The organism is Halomonas sp. AOP5-B2-8, from assembly GCF_052376475.1.
In the GTDB taxonomy this organism is placed as follows: Bacteria; Pseudomonadota; Gammaproteobacteria; order Pseudomonadales; family Halomonadaceae; genus Vreelandella; species Vreelandella casei.
Genome location: NZ_JBQSVS010000002.1, coordinates 498,149 through 521,203 on the forward strand (window position 1 = coordinate 498,149; position 23,055 = coordinate 521,203).

Genomic DNA, 23,055 nt, shown 5'->3' on the forward strand with positions numbered 1-23,055 from the left:
TACTACTTTTCTAGGCCATCATTCTAGACATGCCAAGGACTGCCTAAGGATATAAACGATGTCTATTAATTTGCCTGCAGGGCGGCGTTACCGCCCCTTACTGTGTGCTTCGCTGGCGATAGCGTTGAGCACCCCCTTCGTTGGAGGCGCAGCACTCGCAAATCAGCAGCTGATGACTGAAGTCGATGCGCGTGCTGCTACACAGGTTAACTACGCTAATTTTCAGCAATGGTTGGATGAGTTTCGTCGCTATGCCGCCGGCGAAGGCATTAGCGAAGCGACATTGAGCGAAGCATTCGATGGCATACGTCACCTTGATCGCGTCATTGAGCTCGATGGCTACCAACCCGAATTTGTCAGGCCTATTTGGGAATACCTTGATACCGCGGTTTCATCTACGCGTGTTAATACCGGGCGAGAAAAGTTAGCGGCCCACCGCGATACCGCGCTGGAAATGCAGCAGCGCTTTGGCGTACCTGCCGAAATTATTGTCGCTATTTGGGGAATCGAGAGTAACTACGGCAGCAATTTCGGTGATTTCTCAACGTTAGAGTCTCTTGCTACGCTCGCTTTCGATGGCCGCCGCCGTGATTTTGCTAGAGGTGAATTGCTCGCTGCGCTGCGTATCATTGACGAGGGTGATATAGCCGCAGATCAAATGAAGGGATCATGGGCCGGCGCGATGGGCCATACCCAATTTATTCCCAGCAGCTTTGAAGCTTATGCCGTCGATGGCGATGGTGATGGTCGGCGTGATATCTGGGGAAGTATTCCCGATGTAATGGCATCGACGGCAAATTACTTAGCGCGAGCTGGCTGGCAAACGGGTCAGCCTTGGGGCGTGGAGATACGCCTACCCGAAGGATTTGATTATACTCAGACCGACCGACGCAGTAGTGCCGAGTGGCGTGATCAAGGCGTTCGAGCGCAGCAGGGCGAGCTGCCAAATTTCGATAGCGCGTCTGTAGTGGTACCTGCCGGTGCTCAAGGCCCCGCTTTTCTAGTAGGGGCTAATTTTCGCGCCATTTTACGTTATAACAATGCCACCAGTTATGCTCTCGCCGTGGCCACACTGGGTGATGCTATTGCCGGGCGAGAGGGCACCCAGCATGAATGGCCGCGAGGGGAAACGCCGCTGACCCGCGATGATGTGAAGGAACTCCAGCGCGAGTTAAACCGTACCGGCTACTCAGCGGGAGGCGCTGACGGTGTCATGGGTCCCAATACGCGGCAAGGATTACGGAACTTCCAGCGTGATCAAGGGTTAATACCAGACGGCTTTGCAACTCAGACCCTCTTAGAGCAATTGCGAAGCCGTGCTGAGTAGGCAACGTTTTATTGAAGGTTTTAACTTACCAAGGATGATGCTATGCGAGTGCTAGGAAAAACGTTATTAGGCAGTGCTGTTATTGGTGCCTTGCTATCTACTTCCACCGCGATGGCAGACGACGATCAAGTGTTTGGCTGGGTAGAAAATGCGACGCTTCAGCCCTGGGATATTACGGTTAAGGCAAAGCTCGACAGCGGTGCATTAACATCATCGCTTGACGCTCGTGACATTGAGTTGTTCGAGCAAGAGGATGAGGAGTGGGTGCGTTTTCGTCTCAAGCTGGAAGATCAGGACAGTGGTGAAGTATTCAGTGATGAAATTGAGCGCCCGCTGTATCGTGAACAAACCGTGCGCGGCGCGGGTGGCAGCGATGACCGCCCCGTTATTCTGATGGAAGTGTGCATGGGCGATACCATCTACGAAGAGCAGTTCAGTTTACGCGACCGTGAAGAGATGATTTATCCGATGCTGCTTGGCCGCAGCACGATCAGCCACCTTGGGTTGCTTGATGTGCGTAATAGCTTCTTGCAAGAACCTGGGTGCGATGAGAATTCCCAGGTCGTGCCTCACGACCCGGAAGATGATCAGTCTTAACGTATAAACGCTTAGAATAGCCGTGACAGCAGCGCCGTCACGGCTGTTTCTACGCGTAAAATTCGCGGTCCAAGGTGCATTCCCTCACAGCCTGCCGCTAGCAGTTGCTCTACTTCCCAAGCAATAAAACCGCCTTCTGGGCCTACCAGTAAGAGTGTTGGGTATTTAACATCTCTCGGGCAAGCGTGTGGCATACCAGGGTGTGCCAGCAGTCCTCGGTATTGCTTGAGTAGGCTGGGAAGCTGTTCTTCTAAGAAAGGCCTAAACCCCTTGCTAAGCGTAACGTTAGGTAGCTGCGTGTCACGGGCTTGCTCTAAACCTAGTACTAGATGCTGGTGTATTTTTTCCGTGCGTAACTCGGGAGACTGCCAGTAGCTTTTTTCTACCCGCTTGGTATGCAGCAGGGTGATGTCTTTCACACCTAGCGCAGTCACGTGCTCCAGAGTGCGTGCTAGCATACGTGGCCTTGGCAGTGCTAATACCAAATGCACCGGTAGTGGCGCTGGCGGTGGCTCATCCATCGTTTCCAGCGTGAAATAAGCACGTTCAGCGGTGAGTTCAGTGAGCCGCGCTTTACCCATCGCTCCCCCTTGGATTCCGACGGTAAGCAGGTCTCCTGGCGTGGAGCGATGAACGTTATGCAGATGGCCCAGTCTACGCGGGTCGCTGATGCAGGCGCGGTTATCGCCGGTAAGGTCATCGGGGCTGAGTAAAATCAAATTCATAATGAGAGTCTATTGGTCACAGAATAGGCGTGTTGCGTCTACCAAATCGATCAAAGCCGCTTGCATGGGCGCGTGGTGCAGGCACAATACCAGCAACGGGAAAAAGCCCCTATCGCTTTTAAAGTCCCTATCGCTTTTAAGGAGATGCGCCGTGCGCGTGATTCGCAAGTATGCTAACCGCAGGCTGTATGATACACAGCAAAGCCGCTACGTAACGTTAGAAGACCTGCGTCGCTTAATCATCGACGAAGCGCCTTTTCGCGTTGAAGATGCTAAAAGCGGTGAAGACCTGACCCGCACTATTTTGCTATCGATCATCATTGAGCAAGAGCAGGCAGACGGAGAGTCACAAGTGTTCTCCAACGATTTGTTGGCGCAACTGATCCGCGTTTATGACATGACGTCGCCACTGCCACTGTCACGTTATCTTGAGCAGGGTACGCAGTTGATGCTGGAACAGCAAAAGCGTCTGCAAAGCCAATGGAAGCAGGCCATGCGTAACACGCCGCTGGACTTCATGCGCGAGTTAGGCGAAGAGAATATGCGTTTTTGGCAAAAGACCCTGAATCAATCTGCGCAAAGCGATGAAGCTAACGCTGGCGATCACCAAGCGTCAGAGAGCAGCGTTAAGCCTGGTGACGATACTGGCGGAAGCAATAAAAAGAAACAGGACAAAACCTCCTGACCCCACTTGGGGCCGCGCTGTGGCATAATGCCGCCAATAACGCTCTCCCGTTTGAGAAGGATGAACATGAAGGTTTTGATGATTGGCGGCGGTGGTCGTGAGCACGCTTTAGCTTGGAAATTGGCTCAGTCGACCCGCGTTGAACACGTCTTCGTTGCACCGGGCAATGCCGGTACGGCGACGGAAGTGAAGGTTACTAACGTCGCGATTGCCGCAACGGATATTGATAGCCTGGTAGCATTTGCCCGTGATGAGCAGATTGGCTTGACGGTGGTCGGCCCGGAAGCGCCGCTGGTAGAAGGGATCGTTGATCGCTTTCAAACGGCTGGCTTGACGATTTTTGGCCCTAATCAAGCCGCTGCTCAGCTTGAGGGGTCGAAGTCCTTCACCAAAGACTTTTTAGCACGCCATGATATTCCGTCAGCAGACTACCAAACGTTTACTGAAGTCGAGCCTGCACTTGCCTATCTGAGCAAAATGGGTGCACCCATCGTCATCAAAGCGGACGGCCTTGCAGCTGGCAAAGGCGTTATTGTCGCGATGAGCGAAGTAGAAGCAGCCGATGCCATTCGTGACATGTTGGAAGCTAATGCGTTTGGTGATGCTGGCGCACGCGTAGTCATTGAAGAGTTTTTAGAAGGTGAAGAAGCCAGCTTTATTGTCATGGTGGACGGTGAGAACGTTGTTACCATGGCGACTAGCCAAGACCATAAGCGCGCTTATGACGGCGACACCGGTCCTAATACCGGCGGCATGGGGGCTTACTCTCCGGCACCCGTGGTTACTGACGAGATTGACGCGCGTATTATGGAGCAGGTTATTTGGCCTACCGTGCGCGGCATGGCCGCAGAGGGAAATGCTTACACCGGGTTCTTGTACGCAGGCCTGATGATTGACGCCGCAGGCAATCCCAAAGTGATTGAATATAACTGTCGTTTTGGTGATCCTGAAACCCAGCCGATTATGATGCGGCTAGTGTCTGATTTCGCTGAGCTCTGCTTAGCCGGCGCACAGGGAGCATTAGCAGGACATCGCTGCGAATGGGATCCGCGTGCGGCGGTCGGTGTGGTAATTGCTGCGGGTGGTTATCCTGGTGACTACCGTAAGGGCGATGTGATTCATGGCTTGGCAGCGGCGGAGCAAGACGGCTGTAAAGTATTTCATGCCGGCACCGCGCAAAACGCTCAAGGCGAGATTACTACTCACGGTGGGCGTGTGCTGTGTGTAACGGCGTTGGGTGCGACAGTTTCAAAGGCACAGCAGTTAGCGTATCAAGGTGTTAAAGCGATTCGCTGGGACGGTGCTGAATACCGTCGTGATATTGCCTTTAGAGCAATCTCCCGCGAGGCCTAAAAACATTTGCGCCTATACAGCGTCATTCCTATCCAACACCGTCGAGGATGCAGGCATGGAGCGTGTCAAGCTGGACTTTCCCGCTGAAGCGGTTATTCACCGCCATCCCTTGACGGTGCGTGTAACCGATATGAATTACGGCCGGCACTTAGGGCATGATGCGATAGTGTCGCTGCTTCACGAGGCTCGTGTGCAGGCTTTTGCGGCACTGAATTTGCCCGAATGGGACATGTGTGGGTACCCCAGCCTGGTGGCTGACTTGGCGATACAGTATCTCAGTGAAGCGCGCTGGCCTGATGCGTTGATCATTGAAACCGCCGTGCCGGCGCCTCAAGGCAAAGCGTTGACGATTTATCAGCGCATTCGCCAGAGTGAATCTCAGAAAATCGTAGCAACGGCGCGCGTCAACCAGCTGCTGATTGATCTAAACACAGGAGCCCCTGTGGATGTGCCCGCTGACGTGAAACATGCGCTTTCTCTTGCGAGGAGTGGCTAATGTCACGAGAGTACCCGGTAATTGCCGTGACCGGCTCCTCTGGGGCAGGCACAACGACCGTAAGGCGCAGCTTCGAGCGTATGTTTTTGCGTGAAGATGTGCATGCAGCGATCGTCGATGGCGATGCTTTTCATCGCTATACGCGCGATGACTTGCACCGTATTTTCCGCGAAGAGCCTGAGCGCAAGAACGAGCTCTCCCATTTTGCCGTTGAGGCTAACTTGCTGGATAGGCTAGAAGGGCTGTTCGGTGAGTACGGCGAGCATGGCTCCGGTACGTTTCGACACTATATTCACGCCGAAGATAAGCAGAAAATTGAAGCCGGCTGCCGCGTAGGCACTTTCACCGAGTGGCAGTCGCTGCCTTGTGGTACTGACCTGCTTTTCTATGAAGGTTTGCACGGCGGGCTGGTAACTGAAGACTTTGATATTGCGCGTCATGTTGATCTTTTAGTCGGCGTTGCGCCGACCATGAACCTTGAATGGATCCAAAAGATTGATCGTGACACTAAACTGCGCGGTTATTCACAAGAGGCGGTGATCGATACGATTTTAGGCAGAATGGATGACTATGTGCGCTACATTCAGCCGCAATTCTCGCGCACCCACATCAATTTTCAGCGCGTGCCTACGGTTGATACCTCTAACCCCTTTGAGGTCCAGGACATTCCTACTGACGCCGAGTCGTTAGTGGTCATCCGCTTTAGGGACCCTTCCACCGTTGACTTTCCCTGGCTGCTGGCCATGATTAAAGACTCCTTTATGACGCGCCCCCATACGCTGGTAGTACCCGGGGCACTGATGTCATTGGCGATGGAGCTAATCCTCGCTCCTTTGGTTCGCCATTTGCTGGCACAGCGGCGTTTTCGCTAATCCTTGCTGATAAAAGTAATGGAGTAATCTATGGAATGCCTCTTTTGTAAAATCATCAATCGTGAAATTCCGGCCGATATTGTTTACGAAGATGAGCACGTTCTGGCTTTTAACGACATTGGTCCTCAGGCACCCACCCATCAGCTAATTATTCCTAAAAAGCATATCTCGACGCTGAATGATATTGAAGAAGCCGATCTAGCAACCGTTGGCCGCCTTCAGCTCACCGCCGCTAAGCTCGCCCGTGAGCAGGGTTTTGATGAAGATGGGTACCGTGTGGTGATGAACTGCAACGAAATGGGCGGGCAGACGGTCTATCATATTCACATGCATCTAATGGGCGGGCGTATCTTCACTTGGCCCCCCGGCTAGTAATTACGCTTGAGCAAGATAAGTACGATTTGGTAATTAAGTACGCTTTAGTCTTTAAGCTTAGTAAGGCAACGGAGTGTTCCCATGGATTGTCAACAGAGTCGAGCCGATAGACTGATTCACCAGTTTGATATCGTTTTGCGTACTCTTGCCCCTCATGCGGCATCTCCGCAGCGTGTCAGTCCCGCCAAGGATGTCACCGGAGAAAGGCTGGACGATCACGAGCGCCGTCATGCCGCTGGCTTAATGCGTATTCATCACACCGGTGGGGTGTGTTTTCAAGGACTGTATCAAGGGCAGGGCATCACCGCGCAGCTGCCCCATGCACGCAAGCAAATGGAGCAGTCGGCGCTCGAGAAAATCGATCATCTCGCTTGGTGTGACGAGCGCCTTGAGCAGTTACACAGCCGAACCAGCTATTTAAATCCACTTTTTTATATCGCCGGGTTTGGAATAGGTGCAGCGACCGGTGCGGTAAGTGACCGCGTAAGCCTGGGCTTTTTGGCCGCGGCTGAAGAGCAGGCGGGTAAGTCTCTTGACCTGCATCAGCAATCGTTGCCCGCAGGCGATGCCTGTTCGCGCACTATACTGCGTCAAATGGCGATTGATGAAGCGCATCATGCGCATATCGCCTTAGAGGCCGGAGGGTTGCGCTTTCCAGCGCCAATTAAGTGGCTAATGCATTTAGGCGCTAAAATGGTGACTAGGGGTGTCTATCACTTTTAATATACGGGATTGATCGGCTGCTGATATCTGCGGTTCACATTCGCTGAAAATAAAAAGGCGCCGCAGAGCGGAGCCTTTTTATAGCCATCATCTTATTTTGCGTCAGGCATCAATGCGCTTATATTTCATGCGTTTAGGTGTGTCATTGCCAACACGCTTTCTATGGTCTGCTTCGTATTCTGCATAGTTGCCTTCGAATAAGACCACCTCAGAATCACCTTCAAATGCCATCACGTGGGTGGCGATACGATCAAGGAACCAGCGATCGTGTGAAATCACCATGGCACAGCCTGGGAATGCTAACAGTGCTTCTTCCAATGCCCGCAGCGTTTCGATATCCAGGTCGTTAGAGGGCTCATCAAGCAGCAGAACGTTTGCCCCTTGCTGCAACGTTTGCGCGAGCTGCAGGCGGCCACGCTCACCGCCAGACAGTTCTGCTAAGCGCTTCTGCTGGTCGTTGCCTTTAAAGTTAAAGCGACCAACGTACGCGCGTGATGACACTTCATAGCCGTTGATGTTGAGGATGTCCTGTCCACCAGAAACAGCTTCCCACACGGTCTGTTTGTCATCAAGAGCATCACGTAGCTGCTCAACGTAAGCAATATCGACCGTCTCACCAATGACTACGTCACCGACATCAGGCTGTTCTTTACCCGTTATCAGTTTAAATAAGGTCGATTTACCCGCACCGTTACCACCAACAATACCTACAATCGCACCATGTGGAATGGTGAAGGAGAGGTCTTGATAAAGTAACTTGTCCTCAAAGCGTTTGGCGACATTGCGAAACTCAATAACGTTATCGCCCAGGCGCGGCCCCGGCGGAATATAAATTTCGTTAGTTTCATTACGCTTTTGAAAGTCGCCGGACTGCATTTCTTCGAAGCGGTTAAGGCGTGCTTTGCTTTTAGCTTGTCGGCCTTTGGCGTTGCTGCGCACCCATTCAAGCTCTTGCTTGATGGCTTTCTGGCGCGAAGCCTCTTGTTTAGCTTCTTGGCCCAGGCGCTCATCTTTCTGCTCTAACCACTGCGAGTAGTTGCCCTCGAACGGGATACCTTGCCCACGGTCAAGTTCGAGTATCCAGCCTGCAACGTTATCCAGGAAGTAGCGGTCGTGAGTAATCGCGACCACGGTGCCGTTATAGTCATGCAGGAAGCGTTCAAGCCAAGCCACGGATTCAGCGTCAAGGTGGTTGGTGGGCTCGTCGAGCAGCAGCATGTCGGGACTGGAAAGCAGTAGGCGGCATAGCGCTACGCGGCGACGTTCACCGCCTGATAGATTGCCTACCTTGGCATCCCAAGGGGGCAGACGAAGGGCTTCAGCGGCAACTTCAAGCTTACGTTCTAAGTTGTGCGCATCGGCCGCTTCAATAATATTCTCAAGACGTGCCTGTTCGCTAGCGAGCGCATCAAAGTCTGCGTCTGGCTCTGCGTAGGCAGAGTAAACCGCATCGAGCTTTTCCTGCGCTTCTTTGATGGCACCGAGCGCTTCCTCAACGGTGTCACGAACGTTTTTCTCGTCATCTAACTGTGGCTCCTGAGGGAGGTAGCCAACATTGATACCGGGCATCGGACGAGCTTCACCTTCAAACTCTTTATCGACACCGGCCATGATACGCAGCAGTGTGGATTTACCCGAACCGTTGAGGCCCAGCACACCAATTTTGGCACCTGGGAAAAACGATAACGAAATATTCTTAAGAATTTGCTTTTTGGGCGGCACTACTTTGCCAACCCTATTCATGGTGAAAACGTATTGCGCCATGGAGATCCGTTAGGTTGATGAAAGAAAAAGCAATAGCCGCATGCGGCTAGCTATGCACTGATGATAGAGGTCTGCGCCGGGAAAGGCTAGGCTACGAGAAGTGTTCTGCTAGCTAAGCCTACCCATAGAGCGAGAAGGCTAAGCTGGTTGATGGCAGTGCTGGCAAGCGGGGAGGAACGAATGGCTACTCTTCTTCATCCCAGTCATCTTCAATAACGCGCTGCAATCGGCGCTCTTCTAACCACGCTTCAACTTGGCGTCGAGAGCGCAAACTGTCGGCCTTACTTGGTTTGCTTTTGCTGTAATGGTCATCATTAACAGCATCTAAGCTTTCGAACTCATCTGAGTCGACGCTATCGATAGTAAAGGTTTCACGACTTAAGGGGTCACGGCTCATGATATGCCCTCCAACCCAGCCGGCGTACCGGCATCACAACGGCTTCATTGGTAAACTCGGTTAGTCTACGAAGTGAAGCGCCTAGCGCCGTTTAAGCGCCTTGTCGCTATATAACGCCAGTTGGGCTGAAGTTCAAGCCTTGTTGGTTTTTTTTGCGTTAAAAAGTGAATTTTTAGCAGGTTTCTTACTGTTTTTGTAATTCTGCCAGGGCAAGCTGTGCCTCGGTACGTTCCGTGACATCCTTCTGTACACCAATGTAATACATCAACTTATCCGCTTCGTCGTAGACGGGTGTAATGGAAAGTTCATTCCAAAACATGGTGCCGTCTTTTCGATAGTTGCGTAGCACTTCACGAGACGGCCGGCCTGCTTTTAGCGCTTTTCTAATGGCGACAAGCGCATCTTGGTCGCGGTCTTCGTTTTGTAAAAAACGACAGTCGCGATATAAAATTTCGTCAGCGCTGTAGCCCGTCAAACGCTCAAAGCCCTTATTGACGTAGATGAGGATGTTTTCATCCCCTTCCTGTTCGGCAACCACAATGCCATCTTCAGATGCATCAATAATGCGTTCGAGCAGCTCTGGGCTGATCAAGGGAGATCGTTTCATCAAAGGGTTCCTGTTGCAGCTCCTGTCCTTTCCGGAGAACATGCCGTTCGCTCTATGCGTGGTCCGAGCGGGATTTTTACTCACTTTTAGAGGCTCGATAGCCAAGGTGTCAGTCCGTAACGGCTATCGAGCTCCATCATGGCGAGCGTTGCGATGCATTGCAATCGTCAACGCACTCTTAGGATCGGACGCGAGGTGTTTTTTACGCCGACCTTAGCCGCTGGCCACTAAACGACATGCATCAAACGAAAGGGTAGCGATGTGTAGAAAGTAACGCCATTAAGACGAGCGGGTGGTTGTTTCCTGTTTCAAGCTAACTCGACATGACAGAATGGTGTTTAAAGAGGCCCTATTAACCTGACGGGAAAATTTACAATGTCACGTGTTCAAATTCGCTATTGCACGCAGTGCCAATGGCTGCTGCGCAGTGCTTGGTATGCTCAGGAGCTGCTTTCGACCTTCGGTGAAGGTTTAGATGAAGTGGCACTGATGCCATCTCATGGCGGCACTTTTGAGATTTGGTATGAGGATGTGCTGCTATGGGAGCGCAAACGCGACGGTGGTTTTCCGGATATCAAGCGCCTCAAACAAAGTGTGCGTGACCAGCTAGAGCCTGGGCGTGATTTAGGGCATATCGACCGATGAATCAGGATCGCCAAGCCATCCTGTATGGGCTAGGAGCCGTTGCGCTGTGGTCGACCGTAGCGACGGCCTTTAAAGTGGCGCTTGCTTGGATGAGTCCATTAGAATTGATGTGGCTCGCAGTGCTTGTGTCCTGGGCATTAATGGGGGCGCTCGTTATAAAGCAGGGCAATCTTGCTACGGCGCTGCGCACCGGTTGGAAGACTGCCGCGTGGGCGGGGTTAATGAACCCCGTTGCCTACTATTTGGTGCTCTTTGCTGCGTATGACCGACTTCCAGGGCAGGAGGCGATGGCGCTCAATTACACCTGGGCGTTGGCGATGGCATTCTTAGCCGTGCCCTTGCTGGGACAACGCTTAACGCGCATGGATATCATCGCTGGATTGATTGCGTATGCCGGGGTGTGGGTGATTGCAACGCGTGGCGCGGTGTTCAATGTCTCTTTTGCTGACCCGTTAGGGGTTGTTCTGGCTCTCGCTTCAACATTGCTGTGGGCGCTTTATTGGCTGCTTAATGCGCGCGACTCACGCCCGGCATTAGTGGGCCAATGGCAAAATTTTACGGTGGGTTTGCCGGTGCTAACCATCCTGTTATTACTAGGCCCTGGCTTTCAGTGGCATGGCTGGGGGGCGTTAGGGGCAGGCGTTTACGTCGGGCTGTTTGAAATGGGCATAGCATTCATTTTATGGCAGATGGCTGTCCACAAGGTGTCGCGCACTGCAAAGGTTTCTAATCTTATTTTTCTCTCGCCCCCGGTATCACTGATGCTGCTTTTTTTGGTGGTTGGAGAGCCTATTTTGCCATCAACCCTAATGGGACTGGTGTTAATACTTTTAGGGTTAGGGATGCAAACCCAGCAGAAGCAGCCAGAGGGGGGGTAGTCTGGGTAGTAAAATATTTCTTTTTGTCTTTTTTTATTATTTTAATTCTTGAAGTGAAATGTGAACTAGTATACAAGTCAAACAAAATACTAGTTCTGAAGTATGAGTACATTTTCTTAAATAATGGAATGTGACCATAACGATACATTAATCTTCAGCTGAGCCGATAGCTACGGCTAGAGAGAGGTTATAACAAAGGCATGGAGAAGAGCATAGACATTGGTGTGTTGAGCGAGCAGTTCGGGGCGGATTTTGAGTACCAGCAATTTAGGTCTGACGAGGCTTATTCACACGATCAGCAGCGTTGGAAATTGCTTGATGGGATTGCCAAGCAAGCGCCGGGCGCCTCGCCAAAAAGCGTTGAGAGGTCTAGGCCTATTGCTGTGCCTCCGGTTTATGCCCAGGAGCGTGAACAGCCGCTGGTGCAGCAGGCGGTGCCGTATCGCCTAGAAAATAAACAACCGACATCAGGTGTTGATGCTTCTCACCAGCACCCGGTTGACAAGCCAGCAACGCAGCGTTCTTTTGGCCATTTATTTCAGTCTTATACAGATAGTAATGATGATGCTCAAAGTAATCACCGTCAGGGAACATCGCTAAAAGCGTTGATAAGGCAAATCAATAAATGACGCTTATTTGTATTGCCTCTCCTAAAGGGGGAGTTGGTAAAACAACGTTGACTGCTAATCTTGCTTACACTTTGCAACGCCAAGGTTTAAATGTCACTGTCATTGACTTTGATAGCCAAGATGCATTGAAGCTTCACTTCGGTATTGCTTTTAATGATGCTCAAGGCTATGTCGTTGAAGCCGCGTCTACTCCCTATTGGGGTGAAATGGCCCGAACAACGGCAAGCGGCATTGACGTGCTTGCCTATGGCTGTACAACTAGAGAGCAGCGCCATCACTTCGAAACGTTTCTTGCCAATGATCCAAGAGCCCTATATCAAGCGCTTAGCGGCTTTTATAACTCCCCAAACGATGTGCTGTTAGTTGACTTGCCGCCAGGGCACTCCGTAGCACTAGAGGCTGTTTGCCAGTTAAAGCCACTGTGCATCACTATGCTGATGGCCGATAGCGCCTCTTTGGCCGTTCTACCCTCTATTGAAAGTGGTGGCTTTTATCCTGATACCATTGGCAGGCATTTGTACTATGTCGCCAATCAGCTAGACCTTCGTAATGACCTAAGTCGCGACGTATACGCGCTTTTAAAAGAGCGTTTGAAGGCGTCACTGCTAGGGGCGGTTCACCGTGACGCAGCAGTGTCCGAAGCACACGCACTGCAGGTTTCTGTGCTGCAACATGCGTATACCTCTGCGGTTGTTAATGATATTGAGGCTATCGCCCATAATCTCATTCGTTTAATGCAAGATGCCGAGCTATCTCAAGTACGCAAAGAGGGTGAATAATGAAAACCCTTATGTATAAAGCCTGGATCGCTCTATTACTACTTCTTTGTACCCCTGTCATGTTAATTGTTGTTACAACGCCGATGACGTTGAATAACCAACTGGCCTTTGGGGGCGTTACCGCTGTTTTTTTATTAATCATGGGGCAGGTCGATTCTCCGCGCATACGTTTAGCAATGGCATTAGTAACCGTCATGACGGCAACTCGCTATCTCTATTGGCGGGTAACGGAAACGCTCATTACGGATGGTTTTATAGAGCCGATCTTGAGCTTTGGGCTATTGGCGGCAGAAGGTTACTGCTGGGTTGTCTTGGTGCTGAGCTTCTTTCAGTCGGCGTGGTTGCTTGATCGTAAAGTTGTCCCACTGCCTAAAGACATCACTAAGTGGCCAACGGTAGACGTATATATTCCGACGTATAACGAAAGCTTAGACGTAGTTCGTGATACTGTTTTGGCAGCGCAAAATATTGACTATCCAGCTGATAAAGTAAATGTTTATCTTTTAGATGATGGTAAGCGAGCTGAGTTTGGCGCTTTCGCATCTCAGGCGGGCGTTGGATATATTACTCGCACAGATAATAAACACGCGAAAGCGGGTAATTTAAATAATGCGCTCCAGAAAACGTCCGGCGAGCTTATTTGTATTTTTGACTGTGACCATATTGCCACGCGGGCTTTTTTACAGGCGACGGTGGGCTCTTTTCTTGTTGATCAGAAGCAAGCACTTATACAGACGCCCCATCATTTTTATTCGCCTGATCCCTTTGAACGGAATTTAGTCAGTGGCCGGGAAGTGCCACACGAAGGTGAGCTTTTTTATGGTCCTATTCAAAAGGGCAATGATTATTGGAATGCAGCCTTTTTTTGTGGCTCGTGTGCAGTTATTCGGCGCAGTGCACTAGAGGAAATAGGTGGGTTTGCGGTTGAAACAGTCACAGAGGATGCGCATACCGCATTAAAACTACAAAGAAAAGGATGGTCTACCGCTTACTTAGGCATACCCCTTGCCGCTGGGTTAGCGACGGAACGACTAGCGTTGCATATTGTTCAGCGTGCGCGTTGGGCACGGGGTATGACGCAAATATTACGGCGTGATAACCCCCTATTAGGCCGAGGGTTGAGCATTCCCCAGCGGCTCTGCTATTTAAGCGCGATGTTGCACTTTCAGTTTCCGTTAGTGCGCTTTATTTTTTTAACAGCCCCGTTGGCTTACATGCTGTTTGGGCTCAATATTATTCAAGCATCGCCTCAGGCCGTTGCTGTCTATGTACTTCCTCACTTATTTGCAGCCGTTTATACCAATGCGAAGCTGGTAGGGCAGTATCGCTACACGTTCTGGAATGAAATATATGAAACGGTTTTAACCTTTCATTTGCTCAAGCCTTCCCTTGTGACACTGTTTAATCCCAATCGAGGCAAGTTTGATGTCACGGAAAAAGGAGGGCGACTCGAGCAAAGCTTTTTTGATTTTAATGTGACGCGACCTCATCTGTTTTTACTGGCATTACTGGCTGCGGGCCTAGTATGGGGTGTCGTACGCTTAGTTTGGTGGAATCCTGAAGGTGAGCAAGCAAGCGTATTGCTGTTTAACGTAGCATGGGCCTCATTTAGCGCAATTTTCCTGATGGCGGCTATCGCTGTTGGCAGCGAACAAAAGCAGGTGCGTGAATACGTACGAATCAAGCTAAGTCGGCCTGTGGTCTTACATCTCTCTGGCGGCTATACGTTGTCGTCTACGACGCAAAATTTGTCTATGGGTGGCATGCAGCTAGCTGCAGTAGCTGGCTTTTCAAAAGATGCGCGCATTGATTTTATCGAAATGGAATTCGATGGCAATCCGATACTGTTTCCTGTGCACATAGTAAGCCGTGATGCACAGCATATACGCCTGCGGTTTGGCACGTTGAATGTGGTTCAGCGCCGCCAGTTAGTGCAGCTTGTCATGGGTCGTGCTGATGCCTGGCTACAGAAACGCAAGCTCCCACACGATCAGCCGTTGCGTTCTATGTGGACTGTTATTCGTGCCGTCACAGGTCTGTTTTTCCGAAACTGGAAGGAGCGGCGTTTATTTGCCGGTGGGGGCGACAGTGCTGGCAAAGCACGCCAGGCAGACGCGCGTTCTGGTAGCTCACCACCTATGGCAACAGCTGCTACAGCGGTATCCACTCCTGTATCCACCTGGGTATGGCGAATGGTTCTCGTCGCGTTGATTATGGTAGGCATCATGTCTACCCAGCGAGCATGGAGCCAGTCATTAGATGTTCAGGCTTTGCCAAGCAACGCTAGGCCGTTAATGCTAGAGGCATTGCCTAAAGAGGCCGCGACGTTGCCTGATGTTGAAGTGAATGCACGGGGCGGTTTAGCTTTCAATATGCCCTTGGAGACTCGGGAACGAATTTATCCACTTTTGCAGCGTATAGACGAGGTCGAGCCTGAGCCTCTTCGTATTCAGGGCAACGGAGCTCAGGCGGGTATCGAGTTTTCTTTGCGTAGTGATGAAGTGTCTACCGGCGCTGTGCTGCACTTAGATATACGCTATTCAGATGCTCTTCTTGAGGGGCTTAGTCGGCTGGACGTTACTCTCAATGGCATTGTTATTGAGACGCTAGAGCTTGACCGATTTACCGCAGAGCATCTTGTTGCAGAGGTGGCTATTCCGCCAGAGCTAATCATTACCTATAACACACTACTGCTAAGTGTGGCCGGACAAACGCTAGAGCAGTGTAATAACTTGCTCAGCGAAGATATTTGGGTCGAGGTTTTACCAAGCTCGACGCTCAATGTGAATGTTCAGTCGTTGCCGCCGCTTAATGGGCTCGCTAATTTACCTGCCCCCTTCGCTGATGCGGCCGACATGGAAAGGCTAGTATTGCCTTTCATTATGCCCTCTATGCCTTCAGAAACGCTGCTGAGTGCAAGCGCAATATTAGCCTCGTATTTTGCGATTAAAGCGGATTTTAGAGGCGCTGACTTCCCCGTTCATCATACTCAAATACCTGATCAGCATGCGGTCGTCGTAGGGACTCCCGAGCAGATGCCTTTAGGAGTAGAGCTGCCGAGAATTGATGGCCCTACCTTACTGCAACTGGCTAATCCTAATAATGCTATGTATCGCTTATTGATCGTCACGGGAGCAACAGAGCAAGACGTAAAAAGCGCCGCTGCATATCTAGCCCATTATCAAGAGCGTTTAAGCGGCGACAGTGAAACGGTAAGTGCGCCCCAGCTAGCCCTTAGAGAGGCCTATGATGCACCTAACTGGCAGGCGCTTAATGAGCCGATCTATCTTGACAAAATGGCTGGTGAGAATGAAATGGTCGGTGAGGGTATTCGCCCGTCGCCGCAAAATTATAGTTTTCGCCTGCCCCCAAACATGCATTTATGGCCGGGTGATCATGTAACCTTAGAAGTGGGCTATGAGTTCCCTCGTGGCGAGTGGCTAAACGAAGATGAGTCACGACTGGAGATTGCTCTTAACGGCACTTATCTAGCCTCCTTACCCGTTGAGAAGCGTTCTTTAGCCTGGGAAGCTTGGCGCTTTCTGGGAAATGATATTCGTAAAGAGCGCGCTACGTTACGCATTCCCCAGGAAAAGTTATACGGTAATAACCAGCTCAGCTTTTATTTTAATATGGCAGTGAATATGCCGGAAAATGGATGTGAGCTGGGTCTTCCTGATCGCATTGAAACGCGCCTGTACCCTGATTCTTATTTGGATATGAGCGATGCACAGTATTTTGCAGCGTTACCAGAGCTCTCGTACTGGCTGAGTGCAGGCTTTCCCTTTACGCAGTGGGCCGATTTATCGCACACGACGCTGCTGCTTGCCGCGGAACCCGATGCTATCGAAATTGGCACCGCGCTTGGGCTGATTGGGCGCATGGGGGCCTCTACCGGATACCCCAGTATTGCGCTGAATGTGCGCAAGGGGCTAACGCTTAACGACAACTTGTCAGACCGAGATATGCTGGTCGTTGCGCGTGCTGATCAATTGGAACGCAGTGAGCTTAATCGTTATCTTGGGCCTTTCAGTATCGAGCAGGGGGCTTTACGCGTTACGCCTTTGAACTTAATGAATAGATTAAATCTTTGGGCACAAGCCCAGTGGGGGCGAGATACCGAGCGCGCTCGCAATAGGATTGGCAGTCAGTCCCCTGAACAGATCTTACTGGGCGTTCGGTCACCGCTGAACCCCACGCGCAGCATTATCGTAGCCACTGCTTTTCATGATGAAGGCATGCGCACGCTACCGGCCGTGATTGATCAGCCCCAAGTTAGTCGTCAAGCCGTGGGGGATTTAGTCATGGTGTCGCCGAGCCAAGAGGTCAGTGCTTATCAGGTTGGGCCGCGGACGCCTCGAGGTGAAATGGTCTGGCATCGTCTTATCCGCTGGTACACCGGCCAATACATTATTCCCATGTTATTAGCTATGGGCATTGTTCTGCTTTTACTGTCCGGACTTCTTTATAGCACTCTCAAACGCCGAGCACTGCGTCGAGCAAATGCTGGTAGCAAAACGCACTCAGGCGGAGAATAACCATGCGTACGCCCGTACCAACGTTGATGAAATTAAAAAATCGGCTTTTGCTGAGTGCCTTAGTTAGCTGTGCGCCGATGACGGCAGCATGGGGACAGGAAAACTCGCAGTCGGCCTTAGAAGCTTTATTGCGCCAAGCTGATTTTTGGCAGGAAAATCAGCGTCCTGACTTAGTGCGCCAAGCGCTTGAGCGCTATCTTGCCGGGCGGCCTGATGACCCCGAAGTGCTTTACAGGCTAGCGCGCCAAGCGGTGATAGATGACCAGCCCGATCAAGTAGCGCAGTGGACGCAGCGATTGGAGCAGGCGTCACCTAATAGCCAGTATTTGATTGAGTTAGACCAATTGCAGCAGGGCAATCAATTAGACACAACGCAGTTGAATCGCGCCCGTCAGCTAGCACGCGCGAATCGCTATGAAGAGTCGGCATCGGCATATCGCTCTTTATTTGGTGGCGATACGCCTCCCCGCGGTCTCGCCGTTGAGTACTATCAAACACTGGCTGGTGGCACTGATGCCCAATGGCGAGAAGCGCGTGATGGCCTGCGCCAGTTTAGTGACGACTATCCTACTGATGCTCCTTTAAAGCGTGCATTGAGCGAAGTATTAACCTATCGCGAAGGTACTCGCCGTGAGGGTATTAGCCAACTGGCTCAGTTAGCGCGACAAGGCGGCTCTGAAGCCGTTGCTGCAAGAAGCGGCTGGCGGCAAGCGCTGCTGTGGTTAGAAGCCACGCCGGCTGATGAAACGCTTTATCAGGTTTATGCGCAGGTTAATCCAGACGATAACGACGTGCCCCAGCATTTTGAAGATTCAACTGCTCAGAATACACGCGCCGTAGGTTTCACAGCCTTACAGGCGGGGCAACTGGGAAGTGCCGAAGAGTCATTTCGGCAGGCGTTGGAAGAAAATCCACAAGATGCTGAGGCGAAAGGTGGATTAGGGCTCATATTGCTGCGTAGGCAGCAGTTTGCTGAAGCCAGAGGCCTACTGTCACAAGCTATGGATCAGGCGCCAGAGCGGCGAGAGCAGTGGGCCGCCGCGTATCAAAGTGCGGCCTTTTATGCTCGCTTAGGTGAGGCGCGTCGTTTAGCGGCAGCCAACAATCTTGACCAAGCACTTGGGCAAGTGCGGCCACTTACTCAGCAGAGCGGCGATGCTGGACGCGCCGCACGCTTGCTGGAAGCCGATATTTTGCGTCGTCAAAAGCGTTTAGATGCCGCAGAACAGGCTTATCGCGCCATGCTGGAAACGCGTCAAAGCGATGTTGACGCGCGAGTAGGACTCGTTCAAGTGCTTTCTGACAAAGGTGACTGGGCGGCTGCACAACAAATAGCTCAGGCGTTGCCGGACAGCAGGCGCGCTCAGATGAGTGGGTTAGCCACGGCCCAAGTAGAAGCGCTGCGCCTTCAAGCGCGCCAGCAAGATGATTTTGGCGCGGAAACGGCACTTCGAGAAGCTCTCGAGTTGGCGCCTAACAACCCATGGGCGCGCCTTGATCTAGCTCGTTTGCTGGCGGGGCAATCGCGCCCAGATGAAGCGCAGGTGTTGATGAGGCCCTTTCTTGCAAGTGATGCCTCGCTAGATCAGCGTTATGCCGCAGCGCTGTTTGCGTCGGAGCAGGGGCGTTGGTCGGAAACCCAGCGACTGCTGTCGAATATACCGTCAGATTCGCTAACAGTTGAGATGACGTCTCTGCAGCAACGGGCTCAGATCCAGCAGCCTCTGAATCAGGCATTAGCGCAGCTAGAGCAAGGAAATAAGTCTGCAGCGATTGCCTCACTGCAGCAACTTTATCTGCGTTCTGAAGGGGCCGGCCTTACGCCTAGCCAGGTTAGTCAGATTGCGGGGGCTTTGTCAGAAGCGGGTGCTAAAAGTGAGGCTTTACGCTGGGTAGAGCGCGATTTAGCACGTGGTATTGATGAACAAATACCCAATGATTATATCAATCATACGCTGGTGATGGCTCAGGCCGGTCGATCTGACGCTGCCCAGCAATTGCTCAATCGTTTAGCCGCTTCTCCTCAGTGGCGTGAGGATTCCAACGCCTTGGCCGCTGAGCGTGGTTTAGCCATTATTAAAGCCGATCAGTTGCGTCAGAGTGGCCGTTTAGCCAGCGCTTATGACGTGTTGGCAGAGCCGATGCAGCAGTCGCCAGATGACGAGGACTTGTTGTTGGCGATGGGGCGTTTATACGCTGAAGGTGATCGTCAAGCCCAAGCTGAGCAGATATATACCTATGTGCTCACGCGTCACCCTGAAAGTGAGCAGGCGTTGCAGGGAGCGGTGCAGACGGCACTTGCTAACAATCGCTCGCGCCAAGCAAGTCAGCTTCTGAGTCGTTATGGACCCGAGCAACAAACCCCCGATACCTTACTGCTCAGCGCCCAGGTCGCTAGGGCTAATGGCGAAAGCTTAAAAGCGCTCGCCTTACTCAGCCAAGCTCGCCAGCGGTTAAGTGGACAAGAAGACGGTGCGGCGGCCCTTGTACAGAGGCAAAACCCGTTTACCGACAGATCGCAAGGTGCGCGTGCGTCACAACGACCTAACTGGTTGCCGGGCGCTAGTCGTGAGGTCAGTTATGACATCGCAATGACTGAACCGGAAGCGTTGACGCCATCTGCCAGCCAGCAGATAGATGAGCTTTCTCGCCAGATCAGGCGTGAGAGAGCGCCAACGGTGGCCACTGAATTCGCCTTTAACCTGCGTGATGGCGAGAGCGGCCTTAGTCGACAGGACCGTGTCGAAGCCCCCGTGCGCTTTTCACTAATGCCGTTTGGAGAAGGGCGTTTTGAGATAGCCGTAACCCCAACTCAGGTAACCGCCGGCATGCCTGAAGGCGATGCTTTGCGTCGCTACGGGCGTAGCGGGCTCGCGGAAAGTGCTGCTTCTCTCAATGAATCGCTTAGCGGTGTGACTCCGATTCTGGACCAAATTCAGACTACCGTTACTAATTTCTTCACGGCCCAAAGTAATCTGGATGCTGCGGTTAATGAGCAAGAGCGGGTACGCTTGGCGGCTGTGTTAGAAGAGGCTAGGCGTTTTTACGATGCCGCCCTTGAGCGTAACCCTTTGTTTGAAGCTGGTTTGACGGTCGCAAGCCTTACCGATCAGCAGCGCGAGCTTTTCAATCAATATCTAGCAGGCAATAGTGTCGATTTTGAGGCATTAAGTTTTGACGGAGAGTCGCTGAGTGCCTTTGTCGAGAGCCGCCAGCAAATAGAAATGGCCCTCGCTGGCATTCAGAGCCGGCTGCAGTCGACGGCACAGTCAGCCAGACCATCCAGTTTACGTGACAGCGGTGCGGGGCTAGCGCTGAGCTATGAGAATGGCAGTGTCAATCTTGATATTGGCAGTACGCCCCTTGGGTTTGAAGAAACTAACCTAGTGGGTGGCATTCATTGGCAACCGGAGATCGCTGAGAATACAACGCTGAATTTCACCGCGGAACGAAGGGCTGTAAAAGATAGCGTGCTGTCATATGCGGGCGCTTACGATGCCTATAGTGGTGATACGTGGGGGGGCGTTGTACGAACCGGCGGTCGCGCAGGCATTAACTATGACACTGATGAGGGTGGCCTTTATGCGGATATTGGCACCTATCGCTACGCCGGTCATAACGTCGCTGATAACCAGTCTTACAATCTCTCTTTAGGTGGCTATGCTCGCCCGGTCAATAATGAGCGCCGCCAGTTGCAAGCCGGTGTACATGTTTCCGCCATGGCCTTCGATGATGACCTGAGCCATTTCACTTATGGCCACGGTGGCTATTTCAGCCCCCAAGATTATGTCAGCGTCGCTTTTCCTATTAACTATCGTGAGAATTTCACCGACCAGCTTACGCTGGGCGGCTATGTGGCGCCGGGCTTCCAAAGTTATAGCACCGATGACAGCGACTATTTCCCGACAGACCCAGAGGCGCAGGCACTTCTTGATGTGTTTTCTGCTCTCGGGGCTACGCCGGCATCACGCTATTCAGGAGAAAGTGAAAGTGGGATAGGGCTTTCTTTTGGCGGTGCTATGGAGTACCAAATGACCCCTGATCTTGCTCTTGGCGGACGAGTGGATTTCAACAGCTTCGGTGATTACAACGATACATCCGCTAGCATGTTTATGAACTATACCTTTGGAGATAGCGGTGAACGAGCCAGATAATCATTCCAAACACATGGAGCATTATGCTCAGCGGCATTGCAGCACCCAGTGGCGGCTTTTCCTAGAACTGGTTTTTGATGAGCTTTTCAATAGTGCAGGCAAAGAAGAGTCTTCGGGTTTCTGGCGTCACATTGGCAGCCGTATGGCAATAGAAATGCCTATGGGCGAGTGCGCTACCTTAGAAAGCCTTGAGAAGGCCATTAATGAGGCATTAGATCTACTAGATTGGGGATATGCCAGCATCATTGCTGAGCATCAAAAAATGCGGATTTGCCATTCTGCATGCCCTATCCCAGGCGACTCACAAGAGCGTATCGACATCGGTTTGCTAGCAATGTCTGCCTTGTTAGAAGGATTGTATAAAGGGTGGCTAAGCCAGCAGGGTGGGGACATGGAGGTGCCTATTACCTGCATTAGCCGTAATGCTGAGCAACGTGAATGCACCTTTCTTTATGGACGTTAGCCGTTTCTGATAGTGGAACTGCGCATTTAAGGGATAACTCATTATGCTGCGTCGGCTTATGTTAAGCACTGGGCTTATTATTTGTATGTTGGCGGGTGCCTGTGCAGCTCAGGCAGATACGCCTTGGAGCGCATATAAAGAACGCTTCATCAACGCCAATGGGCGGGTCATTGACACCGGCAATAATAATATCAGCCACTCGGAGGGACAGGGGTGGGGCATGATGCTTGCTCAACATCATAATGATCAAGAAACGTTTGATCAGCTTTGGCAATGGACTCGTCGGCACTTGAGTCGGCCAGATGTCTCTCTCTTCTCGTGGCGTTACGATCCCCGCGATAAGCCTGCGGTGCGTGACCTTAACAATGCGACGGATGGCGATTTATTTATCGCCTGGGCGCTGTATCTGGCCGCAGAACGCTGGAACAACGCTAATTACGCGAGTGCCTCTCGAAGTATTCGCCGCGCGGTATTAGAAAACCTGACTTATGAGATTGCGGGTTACCAAGTGCTTCTGCCCGCTATACAAGGATTTCGACGTGATCAAGAGGTCGACATCAACCTTTCTTACTGGTTTTTACCGGCACTAAGAGATTTTGCTGACATTGAACCTGAACAACCCTGGCAGCGCCTGATTGATGACGGCGTTGCCGTGCTGGATGAGGCACGCTTTGGTGCTTATCTATTACCCACTGATTGGGTGGTTATTAATCAACAAGGCGAGGTTGCCCCGGCATCCAACTGGGCGCCTAGGTTTAGCTTTGACGCTGTGCGTATTCCGCTCTATTTTGCCTGGGGTGGACGCGATGAAGCGCGCGCCATCGGCAGTATAACTGCTTTTTGGAATGACCCTGCGCATCAACCTCCGTCAGCATGGGCCGATGTAATGAGTGACGAGCGTGCAGAATACCCAATTTCGCGCGGCGTGGATGCTATTAGAGCCTATGCGAGCGGCGAAAAACTACCCAGCGCAAGGCCCCAACCAGAAGACGATTATTTTTCAGCGACGCTTTTGCTTTTGGCGCATATGGCTGAGGACATGCGTTAG

At 51.7% G+C, this 23,055-nt stretch carries 20 protein-coding genes; 16 read left to right on the top strand and 4 right to left on the bottom strand.

From position 1 onward, the window contains the following. The first annotated feature begins 58 nt into the window (after positions 1-58). Both ACT3RP_RS06940 and rloA3 read left to right on the top strand, forming a co-directional pair. Positions 59-1,327, top strand: coding sequence for a lytic murein transglycosylase (locus ACT3RP_RS06940; protein ID WP_441684768.1), 1,269 nt, complete (start codon positions 59-61; stop codon positions 1,325-1,327). A 42-nt stretch (positions 1,328-1,369) separates the two neighbouring features. Then, positions 1,370-1,924, top strand: coding sequence for a retropepsin-like aspartic peptidase RloA3 (rloA3, locus tag ACT3RP_RS06945; RefSeq protein WP_192536250.1), 555 nt, complete (start codon positions 1,370-1,372; stop codon positions 1,922-1,924). Between the two features lie 11 nt (positions 1,925-1,935). Here the strand turns inward: rloA3 and ACT3RP_RS06950 are convergent, their stop codons facing one another. Further along, positions 1,936-2,649, bottom strand: a complete 714-nt coding sequence (locus ACT3RP_RS06950; protein WP_192536251.1) for a 16S rRNA (uracil(1498)-N(3))-methyltransferase — start codon at positions 2,647-2,649, stop codon at positions 1,936-1,938. 151 nt (positions 2,650-2,800) lie between these two features. Between ACT3RP_RS06950 and phaR the strand changes: the two genes are divergently transcribed. The 6 genes from phaR (at position 2,801) to coq7 (ending at position 7,153) form a co-directional block, all read left to right on the top strand. Next, positions 2,801-3,334: a polyhydroxyalkanoate synthesis repressor PhaR gene (phaR, locus tag ACT3RP_RS06955; protein WP_483393520.1), complete on the top strand. Its 534-nt coding sequence runs from the start codon at positions 2,801-2,803 to the stop codon at positions 3,332-3,334. Between the two features lie 66 nt (positions 3,335-3,400). Beyond that, the gene (purD, locus tag ACT3RP_RS06960; RefSeq protein WP_192536252.1) at positions 3,401-4,687 is read left to right on the top strand and encodes a phosphoribosylamine--glycine ligase; all 1,287 of its coding nucleotides are present in this window, start codon (positions 3,401-3,403) and stop codon (positions 4,685-4,687) included. Between the two features lie 55 nt (positions 4,688-4,742). Continuing rightward, complete coding sequence (locus tag ACT3RP_RS06965; RefSeq protein ID WP_192536253.1) at positions 4,743-5,183, top strand: acyl-CoA thioesterase; 441 nt, start codon at positions 4,743-4,745, stop codon at positions 5,181-5,183. Continuing rightward, positions 5,183-6,055 carry a phosphoribulokinase gene (locus ACT3RP_RS06970; protein ID WP_441668519.1) on the top strand — a complete coding sequence of 291 codons (873 nt, stop codon included), beginning with the start codon at positions 5,183-5,185 and terminating at the stop codon, positions 6,053-6,055. The genes ACT3RP_RS06965 and ACT3RP_RS06970 overlap by 1 nt, the downstream gene beginning before the upstream one ends. A gap of 30 nt (positions 6,056-6,085) precedes the next feature. Beyond that, positions 6,086-6,427, top strand: coding sequence for a histidine triad nucleotide-binding protein (locus tag ACT3RP_RS06975; RefSeq protein WP_096279006.1), 342 nt, complete (start codon positions 6,086-6,088; stop codon positions 6,425-6,427). Positions 6,428-6,511: 84 nt separating this feature from the next. Beyond that, positions 6,512-7,153, top strand: coding sequence for a 2-polyprenyl-3-methyl-6-methoxy-1,4-benzoquinone monooxygenase (gene coq7 / locus ACT3RP_RS06980; protein ID WP_483393521.1), 642 nt, complete (start codon positions 6,512-6,514; stop codon positions 7,151-7,153). A gap of 102 nt (positions 7,154-7,255) precedes the next feature. Here the strand turns inward: coq7 and ettA are convergent, their stop codons facing one another. The 3 genes from ettA to ACT3RP_RS06995 form a co-directional block, all read right to left on the bottom strand. Further along, entirely contained in the window at positions 7,256-8,917 is a 1,662-nt protein-coding gene (gene ettA, locus ACT3RP_RS06985) for an energy-dependent translational throttle protein EttA (protein ID WP_441668515.1), read from the bottom strand. A gap of 184 nt (positions 8,918-9,101) precedes the next feature. Further along, positions 9,102-9,314 (bottom strand): PA3496 family putative envelope integrity protein, encoded by a 213-nt coding sequence (locus tag ACT3RP_RS06990; RefSeq protein ID WP_192536321.1) that lies wholly within the window; start codon positions 9,312-9,314, stop codon positions 9,102-9,104. A gap of 184 nt (positions 9,315-9,498) precedes the next feature. Beyond that, the gene (locus ACT3RP_RS06995; RefSeq protein WP_192536322.1) at positions 9,499-9,921 is read right to left on the bottom strand and encodes a PAS domain S-box protein; all 423 of its coding nucleotides are present in this window, start codon (positions 9,919-9,921) and stop codon (positions 9,499-9,501) included. Between the two features lie 375 nt (positions 9,922-10,296). On the opposite strand from ACT3RP_RS06995, the gene ACT3RP_RS07000 reads away from it, so the two are divergent. From ACT3RP_RS07000 to ACT3RP_RS07035, 8 genes are all read left to right on the top strand, one after another. Then, positions 10,297-10,566, top strand: coding sequence for an Rdx family protein (locus ACT3RP_RS07000; RefSeq protein ID WP_096279016.1), 270 nt, complete (start codon positions 10,297-10,299; stop codon positions 10,564-10,566). Next, positions 10,563-11,444, top strand: coding sequence for a DMT family transporter (locus tag ACT3RP_RS07005; protein WP_192536323.1), 882 nt, complete (start codon positions 10,563-10,565; stop codon positions 11,442-11,444). Before ACT3RP_RS07000 ends, ACT3RP_RS07005 begins: the two co-directional genes overlap by 4 nt. A gap of 224 nt (positions 11,445-11,668) precedes the next feature. Further along, on the top strand, positions 11,669-12,073 hold the full coding sequence (locus ACT3RP_RS07010) for a hypothetical protein (RefSeq protein ID WP_483393522.1): 405 nt from the start codon (positions 11,669-11,671) through the stop codon (positions 12,071-12,073). Continuing rightward, positions 12,070-12,852 carry a cellulose biosynthesis protein BcsQ gene (gene bcsQ, locus ACT3RP_RS07015; protein ID WP_483393523.1) on the top strand — a complete coding sequence of 261 codons (783 nt, stop codon included), beginning with the start codon at positions 12,070-12,072 and terminating at the stop codon, positions 12,850-12,852. Before ACT3RP_RS07010 ends, bcsQ begins: the two co-directional genes overlap by 4 nt. Next, positions 12,852-17,390, top strand: a complete 4,539-nt coding sequence (gene bcsA / locus ACT3RP_RS07020; RefSeq protein ID WP_483393524.1) for a UDP-forming cellulose synthase catalytic subunit — start codon at positions 12,852-12,854, stop codon at positions 17,388-17,390. The genes bcsQ and bcsA overlap by 1 nt, the downstream gene beginning before the upstream one ends. Before the next feature lie 2 nt (positions 17,391-17,392). After that, on the top strand, positions 17,393-21,544 hold the full coding sequence (locus tag ACT3RP_RS07025; RefSeq protein WP_483393525.1) for a cellulose biosynthesis protein BcsC: 4,152 nt from the start codon (positions 17,393-17,395) through the stop codon (positions 21,542-21,544). Then, the gene (gene bcsD, locus ACT3RP_RS07030) at positions 21,528-22,007 is read left to right on the top strand and encodes a cellulose biosynthesis protein BcsD (protein ID WP_441685806.1); all 480 of its coding nucleotides are present in this window, start codon (positions 21,528-21,530) and stop codon (positions 22,005-22,007) included. The genes ACT3RP_RS07025 and bcsD overlap by 17 nt, the downstream gene beginning before the upstream one ends. Positions 22,008-22,050: 43 nt before the next feature. Then, positions 22,051-23,055 carry a family 8 glycosyl hydrolase gene (locus ACT3RP_RS07035; RefSeq protein WP_483393526.1) on the top strand — a complete coding sequence of 335 codons (1,005 nt, stop codon included), beginning with the start codon at positions 22,051-22,053 and terminating at the stop codon, positions 23,053-23,055.